Source organism: Pseudomonas sp. VS40 (assembly GCF_018587885.1).
Taxonomy (GTDB): Bacteria; Pseudomonadota; Gammaproteobacteria; order Pseudomonadales; family Pseudomonadaceae; genus Aquipseudomonas; species Aquipseudomonas pergaminensis.
Genome location: NZ_JAGYWD010000003.1, coordinates 764,328 through 774,029, shown reverse-complemented (window position 1 = coordinate 774,029; position 9,702 = coordinate 764,328). Strand labels below are relative to the sequence as shown.

Here is a 9,702-nt window from a genome sequence, read left to right as displayed (position 1 = left end):
CGAATTCTACAGCGTTACACGCTGCTGTCAACACCTCTTTTTCTCCGCTTTCGACCGAGAAGATCGAAACGTTAATAGAGCCAACAACACTGCTCTACCAACTCCTTCTGGGCTTCGATGATCTGAAGCAAATCGCTGTCGAATTCTGCGTAACTCTTTGTTTACCAAGGAGTTTTCCGTTTCGACTGCACCGGAAGTGGGGCGAATTATAGACAGATATAAAACGCCGTCAACACTTAATTTCAGGTTTATTCGGATTTGAGCGTAATACGCGCAAATGCCTTCTTCCCGGCTTGGCAAACATGGGTAGCGCCCAGCTCGTATATAAAGGTGCGATCTACAACCTCACCATCTACACGCACACCACCGGAACCCAGAAGATCCCGCGCAACCGCCGAGTTCTTGACCAGACCTGCCTTATTAAGCACAGCAGAGATCGGCATCGCCTCAGCAGCAGACAGCTCGATCTCAGGCAGATCATCCGGCAGCTCACCATCCTTCATGCGATTACCCGCAGCACGGTGAGCATTGGCCGCAGCCTCCTCACCGTGGAAACGCGCAACAATCTCTTCTGCCAGCTTGATCTTCACGTCACGCGGATTGGCGCCCGCCTCTACATCAGCACGCAGCGCATTGATCTCATCCATCGAGCGGAAGCTCAGCAGCTCAAAGTAACGCCACATCAGCGCATCAGGAATCGAGACGAGCTTGCCGTACATAACGCCCGGTGCTTCCTGGATACCGACATAGTTACCCAGGGACTTGGACATCTTCTTGACGCCATCCAGGCCTTCCAGCAACGGCATGGTCAGAATGCACTGGGCTTCCTGCCCATACGCACGCTGCAGCTCACGCCCCATCAACAGGTTGAACTTCTGGTCGGTACCACCCAACTCAACATCCGCTCGCAATGCCACCGAGTCATAGCCCTGAACCAACGGGTAGAGAAACTCGTGAATGGCGATCGGCTGATTGGTGGAGTAACGCTTGTCGAAGTCATCACGCTCAAGCATGCGCGCGACGGTGTACTGGGACGTCAGGCGAATGAAATCTGCCGGCCCCATCTGATCCATCCAAGTAGAGTTGAACGCCACCTCAGTCTTGGCGGGATCAAGAATCTTGAATACCTGCGTCTTGTAGGTCTCGGCGTTATCGAGAACCTGCTCTCGAGTCAGCGGCGGGCGAGTGGCGCTCTTGCCGCTCGGATCACCGATCATCCCGGTGAAGTCACCTATAAGGAAGATGACTTGATGCCCCAGCTCCTGGAACTGCCGCAGCTTATTAATAAGCACGGTATGACCCAGGTGCAGATCCGGCGCAGTCGGATCAAAGCCAGCCTTAATACGCAGGGGCTGGCCACGCTTGAGCTTTTCGATCAGCTCAGCTTCGACCAACAGTTCTTCCGCACCACGTTTTATCAGCGCTAGCTGCTCTTCAACCGACTTCATAACAGACCCGCAAGGCTCAGATTCAAAAGGGAACCAACCATACAAGATCAGGGACTAATTACAAGTTTTGCCCTGCGAACGGACACCGTTCAGCAAGCCCAGCATTCGCGAGCTTGCGCCACAGATGATTTGGTTATATTTTATACAGTTATTTCATCTTCATCATGTCATTCATCTTTTCCATTTCATCTTCAAAGTCAAAATTACCTATGACCACTGAACCGTCTAAAGCGCCGCCGCTTTACCCGAAGACCCACCTGCTCGCCGCAAGTGGTATTGCCGCCCTTCTCAGCCTGGCACTCCTGGTATTCCCTTCCAGTGACGTAGAAGCCAAACGAACATCCCTGAGCCTTGACCTGGAAAGTCCAGTTGAACAACTGACACAAGATCAAGACGCTTCCGACGCGCAACAAGCCACAAACGCACCTGCCGAATCGCCGTTCGCCCAAATAGAAAGCAGCCCCGAAGATACCCAGCAAGCAGTCCAGGACCAGCCTGCACCTGTTGCCGAGGCAGCCAAAAACCCACAACACCGCGAAGTGATCGTGGCCAAGGGCGACACGCTGTCCACCCTGTTCGAGAAAGTCGGCCTCCCCGCCGCCACCGTCAATGAGGTGCTGGCCAGCGACAAGCAAGCCAAGCAATTCACCCAGCTCAAGCACGGCCAGAAACTTGAGTTTGAACTGACGCCTGACGGCCAGTTGCACAACCTGCACAGCAACGTCAGCGACCTCGAAAGCATCACCCTGACCAAGGGCGCCAAAGGCTTTGCCTTCAACCGCATCACCACCAAACCGGTGATGCGCTCCGCCTACGTCCATGGCGTGATTAACAGTTCGCTGTCCCAGTCGGCAGCCCGCGCGGGCTTGTCCCACAGCATGACCATGGACATGGCCAGCGTGTTTGGCTACGACATCGACTTCGCCCAGGACATTCGCCAAGGCGACGAATTCGATGTGATCTACGAGCAGAAAGTCGCCAACGGCAAAGTCGTCGGCACCGGCAATATTCTGTCCGCACGTTTCACCAACCGCGGCAAGACCTACACCGCCGTGCGCTATACCAATAAACAAGGCAACAGCAGCTATTACACCGCCGACGGCAATAGCATGCGCAAAGCCTTCATCCGTACCCCTGTGGACTTCGCCCGTATTAGCTCGCGTTTCTCCATGGGTCGCAAGCATCCAATTCTGAACAAAATCCGCGCCCACAAAGGCGTCGACTACGCCGCTCCACGTGGCACGCCGATCAAGGCAGCCGGCGACGGCAAAGTGCTGCTGGCCGGACGTCGTGGCGGTTACGGCAATACCGTGATCATTCAACACGGCAACACTTACCGTACGCTGTATGGCCACATGCAAGGCTTCGCCAAGGGCGTGCAAACCGGCGGCACCGTGAAGCAAGGCCAGGTGATCGGCTATATCGGCACTACCGGCCTGTCCACCGGCCCGCACTTGCACTATGAATTCCAGGTCAATGGCGTCCACGTCGACCCACTGGGCCAGAAGCTGCCGATGGCCGACCCGATCGCCAAGGCCGAACGTGCGCGTTTCATGCAACAGAGCCAGCCGTTGATGGCGCGCATGGATCAAGAGCGCTCCACCCTGCTGGCTTCGGCGAAGCGCTAAGGCATGTCGCTCTATATAGGTGTGATGTCCGGGACCAGCCTCGATGGCCTGGACATCGCCTTGATCGAGCAAGCCCCGGCGATCAAGCTGATCGCGACGCATTACATTCCCATGCCAGATACCCTGCGTACCGAGTTGCTCGCTCTGTGCGCCAGCGGTCCGGATGAGATCGCCCGCTCAGCCATCGCCCAGCAGAAATGGGTGAGCCTGGCAGCGCAAGGCATTCACGCGCTACTCAATCAACAACACCTCAAGCCCCGGGACATTCGCGCGATTGGCAGCCATGGCCAGACCATCCGCCACGAACCCGCCCGAGGCTTTACCGTGCAGATCGGCAACCCGGCCTTGCTCACCGAGCTCACAGGCATCACCGTGGTCAGCGACTTCCGCAGCCGCGATGTTGCCGCCGGCGGTCAGGGTGCCCCGCTGGTCCCCGCCTTCCATGAAGCACTGTTTGGCGAGCACAGCGGTAACCGTGCCGTATTGAATGTGGGAGGTTTCAGCAACCTAAGCCTGATCGAGACAGGCAAACCTGTAGCCGGCTTTGACTGCGGCCCGGGCAACGTCCTGCTGGACGCGTGGATTCATCAACAACGCGGCGAGAACTTTGATCGCGATGGTCAGTGGGCCGCCAGCGGGAAGGTGGAGCCCCAGTTGCTCAATGCCCTGCTCAGTGATCCATTCTTCGTGACCAAGGGTCCCAAGAGCACTGGACGCGAAGTGTTCAACCTGGAATGGCTGCACCAACACCTTGATCGCCTGCCTGCATTCGAGCCTCAGGATGTACAAGCCACTCTGCTGGAGCTGACCGCGCTCACCATTGTCGAGTCCCTGCAGTCCGCCCAACCCCAAACAGAAACGCTGCTGGTATGTGGCGGTGGCGCTCACAATGCCACGCTGATGCAGCGCCTGGCAGCCTTGCTGCCGTCAACCCACGTCAGCAGTACCGCCACCTACGGCGTAGACCCGGACTGGGTCGAGGCGATGGCCTTCGCCTGGCTGGCCCATTGCTGCCTCGAAGGCATTGCTGCCAACCGCCCGAGCGTCACCGGCTCACGCGGGCTTCGGGTACTGGGCGCGATCTATCCCGCCTGACCGGCCCCAATAATCCGTAGACAGCAAAACGCCGCTTGGCCTATCACAGCCAAGCGGCGTTTTGTTATCCGCTACAGATAAAGCCATCGATCAGATCGAGAACGAAGACCCGCAACCACAGGTGGTCGTAGCGTTAGGGTTCTTGATCACGAAACGCGAACCCTCCAGACCTTCCTGGTAATCCACCTCGGCACCTGCCAGGTACTGGAAACTCATCGGGTCCACCACCAGGCTCACGCCCTCACGCTCAACGATGGTGTCATCATCGGCCACATCTTCATCGAAGGTAAAACCGTACTGAAACCCTGAACAACCGCCGCCCGTAACGAATACGCGCAGCTTCAAGCGATCATTACCCTCTTCATCGACCAGGCTCTTCACCTTGTGCGCAGCACCGTGGGTGAATTGCAAAGCCGTGGGGGTGAAGGATTCAACGCTCATGCTGATAATCTCCCGGCGTAACGCCGCCATATGCGTAATGGCCGGTATTATCCGCTTCTCCTAGAAAAGCGGTCAACTATTGTTACGGTATATCAATCTGCACAACCGCCATTAAAAACACAAAAGGCCCGATCAACGGGCCTTTTGCGCAACAGCCAGGCAGCCTTAAGGCAACATGCCCGCGTGGGACAGGCCAAGCTTCTCGTCCAGGCCGAACAGGATGTTCAGGTTCTGCACCGCCTGGCCAGACGCGCCCTTGACCAGGTTATCGATCACCGACAACACCACAACCAGGTCGCCATCCTGAGGACGGTGCACGGCAATCCGGCACACGTTCGCGCCGCGCACACTGCGGGTTTCCGGATGACTGCCGGCCGGCATAACGTCGACGAACGGTTCGTTGGCATAACGCTTTTCGAACAGCGCCTGCAGGTCTACCGAGCGATCAACCACGGTGGCGTACAACGTGGAGTGAATACCGCGGATCATCGGGGTCAGGTGGGGCACGAAGGTCAGACCCACGTCTTTACCGGCCGCGCGACGCAGGCCCTGACGGATTTCCGGCAAGTGACGGTGACCTTTCACCGCATAGGCCTTCATGCTTTCCGATGTCTCGGAGTACAGCGAACCGACTGCCGCACCACGGCCAGCACCACTGACGCCGGACTTGCAGTCAGCGATCAGTCGCGACGCATCCGCCAACCCAGCCTCGAGCAACGGCAGGAAGCCCAGCTGTGTGGCCGTCGGATAGCAACCCGGCACCGCGATCAGACGCGCTTGCTTGATCTGCTCACGATTGACTTCCGGCAGGCCGTACACCGCCTCGTCCAACAGCTCTGGCGCGCCGTGCGGCTGGCCATACCATTTGGCCCACTCATCAGCGTCCTGCAAACGGAAGTCGGCGGACAGGTCGATAACCTTGGTGCCAGCGGCCAACAGCTCACCGGCCAACGCGTGGGCAACACCGTGAGGCGTGGCGAAGAAGACCACGTCACACGCGCCCAGCGTCTTGATGTCCGGAACACTGAACGCCAGCCCGTCGTAATGGCCTCGCAGGTTCGGGTACATATCGGCCACGGCCAGGCCAGCCTCGGATCGGGAGGTGATGACCACCACCTCAGCTTGCGGATGCTGAGCCAACAGACGCAGCAATTCGACACCGGTGTAACCCGTGCCGCCGACGATACCGACCTTGACCATAAACCTGCCCTCAACGAACCCACTGGAAAGCCGTCGATAATAGGGGCCGTATCGTCCTGCGACAACCGTCAACGTGACGTACGGGCGCATGAGCCACTACTATCTTCAGTTACCGTGAACCTGGGAATAACTAGAAATGCTCTATCTATGGATCAAAGCCTTCCACATCGTCAGCATCGTCTGCTGGTTTGCCGGGCTGTTCTACCTCCCGCGCCTGTTCGTTTACCACGCCCAAAGCGAAGACACCGTCAGCAAGGAACGCTTCAGCATCATGGAGCGCAAGCTGTACCGCGGCATCATGGGGCCAGCGATGATTGCCACCTTGTTATTCGGCGGCTGGCTGATTTACCTCAACCCGGCCATCTTTCAATCCGGTGCCTGGATCCACGCCAAGCTCACCCTGGTAGTGCTCCTTATCGGCTACCACCACATGTGCGGCGCGCAGGTAAAACGTTTCGCACGTGGCGAAAACACCCGCAGCCATGTCTTTTATCGCTGGTTCAATGAAGTGCCCGTTCTGATATTGCTGGCTATCGTAATTTTGGTCGTGGTCAAACCGTTCTAACTTTAATTACTCGGGGTACCTCCAATGTCGCTGCCCGCTCTGCTTGAACACCGTCTGCGCCTGCCCGTCGTGGCGGCACCGATGTTCCTGATTTCCAACCCGCAACTGGTCCTGGCGTGCTGCCGCAACGGGGTGGTCGGGAGTTTCCCGGCGCTTAACCAACGCGAAAGCAGCGGGTTCAAGGCCTGGTTGGAAGAAATCGAAGCAGGCCTGGCACAGGTGGACAACCCCGCGCCCTACGCCGTCAACCTGATCGTGCACAACAGCAATCCTCGCTTGGAGGCAGACCTGGCGATTTGCGTTGAGCACAAAGTGCCGATCGTCATTACCAGCCTGGGTGCAGTGAAAGAACTGGTGGACGCGGTACACAGCTATGGCGGCCTGGTGTTTCACGACGTCACTACCCGTCGCCATGCCGAAAAAGCTGCCGAAGCCGGCGTGGATGGTCTGATCGCCGTAGCGGCCGGTGCCGGTGGCCACGCCGGCACTTGGAGCCCGTTCTCGCTGATTGCCGAGATCCGCCAATTCTTCGACAAAACCCTGCTGCTCGCCGGCTGCCTCAACCATGGGCATGAGATACTCGCCGCCCAGGTGCTGGGCGCGGACCTGGCCTACTTCGGCACACGCTTTATCGGCACCACCGAAAGCCATGCCCCAGATGCGTATAAAGAGATGCTGCTCACATCGCGCGCGGCCGACATCGTGCACACTCCTGCTGTTTCCGGCGTGCCCGCCAGCTTTATGCGCCAGAGCCTGGAAAACGCCGGCTTTGACCTCGCGGCCCTGCAAGGCAAAGGCGAAGTCAACTTCGGCTCCAAGCTCAAGCCGTTGAACGACGAGGCCAAGGCCTGGAAGACTGTATGGTCCGCCGGCCAAGGTGTCGGTGAAATTGATGATTTGCCCAGCGTCGATGAACTGGTTGCCCGCCTGGATGCCGAATACCGTAAGGCGCGCGAACAGGCGGCACAACTGACCTGGCCACGCTGACCCAACCGCAAGGCTTGCCCAGTGAGCAGGCCTGCACCACCTCCCTGAACAAGTGACAAGGAAGCCCGCATGAGCGACAACCGTTTCAAGATTGTGTTTGATGGAGCCTTGCTCCCGGGTGTCGAAAGCACCACGGCCAAATTGAACCTGGCCGAGCTGTTCAAGAGCGAAGTCGAAGCCATCGAGAAGCTCTTCACCGGCCGCCCGGTTGCGCTCAAACGCGACCTGTCGCGCTCGGACGCCGAAACCTACCTCACCGCGCTGAAAAACGCCGGCGTCGATGCCCGTATCGAACCGGAACAACCCGTCGCCTTCAGCCTCGCCGAAACCCACGAAACGGACTCCGGCGCCTCTGGTTTCTCACGCCCTGCCGCGTCACCGTATGCGCCACCGCGCGCCGCCGTGGGCGATAACCTGCCGGAATACTCCACACTCAAGGTGTTCACCATCCACGGGCGTATCGGCCGACTGCGGTACCTCGCCTGGACCCTGGTTCTCACCCTTGCGCTGCTGGTTGCGGGCGGCATCATCAGTACCGTCAGCTTTGCTGTCGCCACCGCTTCGCCGACCGCCGGCACCCTGCTCGGGGTATTGCTGGGTCTGGCATTGTTTGTCGCGCTGGTGTGGGTCAGTGTCCAAATCGGTGTTCAGCGCCTGCACGACCTGGGGTGGTCCGGCTGGTTGTACTTCCTCAACCTGGTGCCGCTGGTGAACAGTGTGTTCCCGATCCTGCTGCTGGTATTGCCGGGGAACGCAGGTGCCAACCAATACGGCGCGCCGCCGCCACGCAACTCCACCGCGGTGAAAGTCCTGGCCACACTGTGGCTGGCGTTCATTCCGGTCATGCTTGCCATCGTGGTGACCCTGGGCATGAACGGTTACCTGGACCAACTCGAAGCCAACATGGACAGCGGCTACGAGAGCAGCTCCATCACCTCCGATGAAGACACTGACCAAAGCGCAACCGTAGAAGAAGACGACGCGCAGAGTGCTGACGAAGCGGGTGAACCTGTAGACTCTCCAGAACAGTGAAGAAACGCCCCCGGCCTGTAATGCCTTTGTTACAGGCGCGGCGGCGTTGCGATGGAGAAAGGCATGACCCGTTACGCTCTGATCACCGGCGCCTCCAGCGGCATCGGCCTGGCCCTGGCCGAAGCACTGGCCCGTCGCGGCCGCAGCTTGATTCTGGTGGCCCGCCAGCGTGATCAGTTGGAAAGCATCGCAATCGAATTGACCCAGCGCTTTGGCGTTGAAGTGCTGTTTCGGGCCTGCGACCTGGGCGAGCCGCTGCGCTTGTCCGGGTTCCTGCTGGAGCTTGAAGAAGGTGAACGGCAGATCGACCTGCTGGTGAACTGTGCCGGTATCGGCACCAGCGGTCCTTTCCTGGCCCAAGACTGGATGACCGAACAAGACCTCGTAGAGGTCAACATCCTGGCGCTCACCCGCATGTGCCACGCGCTCGGAAACTCGATGGCACTGCACGGCGGCGGGCAGATTCTTAATGTGGCGTCCGTCGCGGCGTTCCAGCCGGGCCCGTGGATGAGCACCTACTACGCCAGCAAGGCCTATGTGCTGCATTTCTCCGAAGGCCTGCGTGAAGAGCTGAAAACCTGCGGCATCAAGGTCTCGGTCCTCTGCCCCGGCCCTACACGCACGGCATTCTTCGGCACCGCGCAAATGGACACCGCCAAGCTCGACCGCAGCCAACAACTGATGAGCCCTGAAGAAGTGGCGCTCTACACCGTGCGTGCGCTGGAAAAGAACAAAGCCATTATCATTCCCGGCCGACGCAACCGCTGGATCGCCTTCAGCCCGCGCTTCAGTCCGCGCTGGCTGACCCGCAAGATAGCCGGCGCCATCAACAAGGCCTATTGCCCACGCTGACCGGCTGAGTACACTCATCCTGCACATTCATAATGGAGAAACAGCTGTGGATACTCTGTTCACCAAGATCATCAACAGAGAAATACCCGCGGATATCATCTACGAAGATGACCAAGTCCTGGCGTTCAAGGACATCTACCCCGCGGCGCCTGTGCACTTCCTGGTCATCCCGAAGAAACATATCCCTACACTCAACGACCTGACAGAAGAAGACAAAGCCCTGGCGGGTCACATTTTGTTCACCGCCCAGCGCCTGGCCGTGGAACAAGGCTGCGAGGAAGGCTTTCGGGTCGTGATGAACTGCAATCCGAAAGGCGGACAGACGGTTTATCACATCCATATGCATGTGCTGGGTCAACGCCAGATGAACTGGCCGCCGGGCTGATTCTCCTAGCAACAAGGGTCACGGCTTCAGGCTGCGACCCCATGCCCTTGACTCAGCGCAAACGCTTCC

11 protein-coding genes are annotated in these 9,702 nt (G+C 58.8%); 8 read left to right on the top strand and 3 right to left on the bottom strand.

Annotation, left to right across the window (positions count from 1 at the left end; translation table 11 throughout):
• Positions 1 to 212 (top strand): hypothetical protein (locus tag KHP07_RS12720; protein ID WP_214497281.1); only part of this gene is annotated, 212 nt, incomplete at its 5' end.
• Positions 213 to 248: 36 nt separating this feature from the next.
• On the opposite strand, the gene tyrS is transcribed toward KHP07_RS12720, so the two are convergent.
• Positions 249 to 1,448, bottom strand: coding sequence for a tyrosine--tRNA ligase (gene tyrS / locus KHP07_RS12715; protein WP_214497280.1), 1,200 nt, complete (start codon positions 1,446 to 1,448; stop codon positions 249 to 251).
• Between the two features lie 209 nt (positions 1,449 to 1,657).
• On the opposite strand from tyrS, the gene KHP07_RS12710 reads away from it, so the two are divergent.
• Positions 1,658 to 3,076, top strand: coding sequence for a peptidoglycan DD-metalloendopeptidase family protein (locus KHP07_RS12710; protein WP_099493028.1), 1,419 nt, complete (start codon positions 1,658 to 1,660; stop codon positions 3,074 to 3,076).
• Positions 3,077 to 3,079: 3 nt separating this feature from the next.
• Positions 3,080 to 4,171, top strand: coding sequence for an anhydro-N-acetylmuramic acid kinase (locus KHP07_RS12705; protein WP_214497279.1), 1,092 nt, complete (start codon positions 3,080 to 3,082; stop codon positions 4,169 to 4,171).
• 90 nt (positions 4,172 to 4,261) lie between these two features.
• Here KHP07_RS12705 and erpA read toward each other — a convergent pair whose 3' ends face one another.
• Both erpA and argC read right to left on the bottom strand, forming a co-directional pair.
• Positions 4,262 to 4,612: an iron-sulfur cluster insertion protein ErpA gene (gene erpA / locus KHP07_RS12700; RefSeq protein WP_003176443.1), complete on the bottom strand. Its 351-nt coding sequence runs from the start codon at positions 4,610 to 4,612 to the stop codon at positions 4,262 to 4,264.
• 165 nt (positions 4,613 to 4,777) lie between these two features.
• On the bottom strand, positions 4,778 to 5,812 hold the full coding sequence (argC, locus tag KHP07_RS12695; RefSeq protein WP_078050405.1) for an N-acetyl-gamma-glutamyl-phosphate reductase: 1,035 nt from the start codon (positions 5,810 to 5,812) through the stop codon (positions 4,778 to 4,780).
• 136 nt (positions 5,813 to 5,948) lie between these two features.
• On the opposite strand from argC, the gene hemJ reads away from it, so the two are divergent.
• From hemJ to KHP07_RS12670, 5 genes are all read left to right on the top strand, one after another.
• Positions 5,949 to 6,377 (top strand): protoporphyrinogen oxidase HemJ, encoded by a 429-nt coding sequence (gene hemJ, locus KHP07_RS12690; RefSeq protein WP_078050406.1) that lies wholly within the window; start codon positions 5,949 to 5,951, stop codon positions 6,375 to 6,377.
• A 24-nt stretch (positions 6,378 to 6,401) separates the two neighbouring features.
• Positions 6,402 to 7,364, top strand: coding sequence for an NAD(P)H-dependent flavin oxidoreductase (locus KHP07_RS12685; RefSeq protein ID WP_078050407.1), 963 nt, complete (start codon positions 6,402 to 6,404; stop codon positions 7,362 to 7,364).
• Between the two features lie 69 nt (positions 7,365 to 7,433).
• The gene (locus KHP07_RS12680; protein ID WP_078050408.1) at positions 7,434 to 8,396 is read left to right on the top strand and encodes a DUF805 domain-containing protein; all 963 of its coding nucleotides are present in this window, start codon (positions 7,434 to 7,436) and stop codon (positions 8,394 to 8,396) included.
• Between the two features lie 63 nt (positions 8,397 to 8,459).
• On the top strand, positions 8,460 to 9,248 hold the full coding sequence (locus KHP07_RS12675; protein ID WP_078050409.1) for an SDR family NAD(P)-dependent oxidoreductase: 789 nt from the start codon (positions 8,460 to 8,462) through the stop codon (positions 9,246 to 9,248).
• A 46-nt stretch (positions 9,249 to 9,294) separates the two neighbouring features.
• Positions 9,295 to 9,633 (top strand): histidine triad nucleotide-binding protein, encoded by a 339-nt coding sequence (locus KHP07_RS12670; RefSeq protein WP_071490214.1) that lies wholly within the window; start codon positions 9,295 to 9,297, stop codon positions 9,631 to 9,633.
• Positions 9,634 to 9,702: the final 69 nt, after the last annotated feature.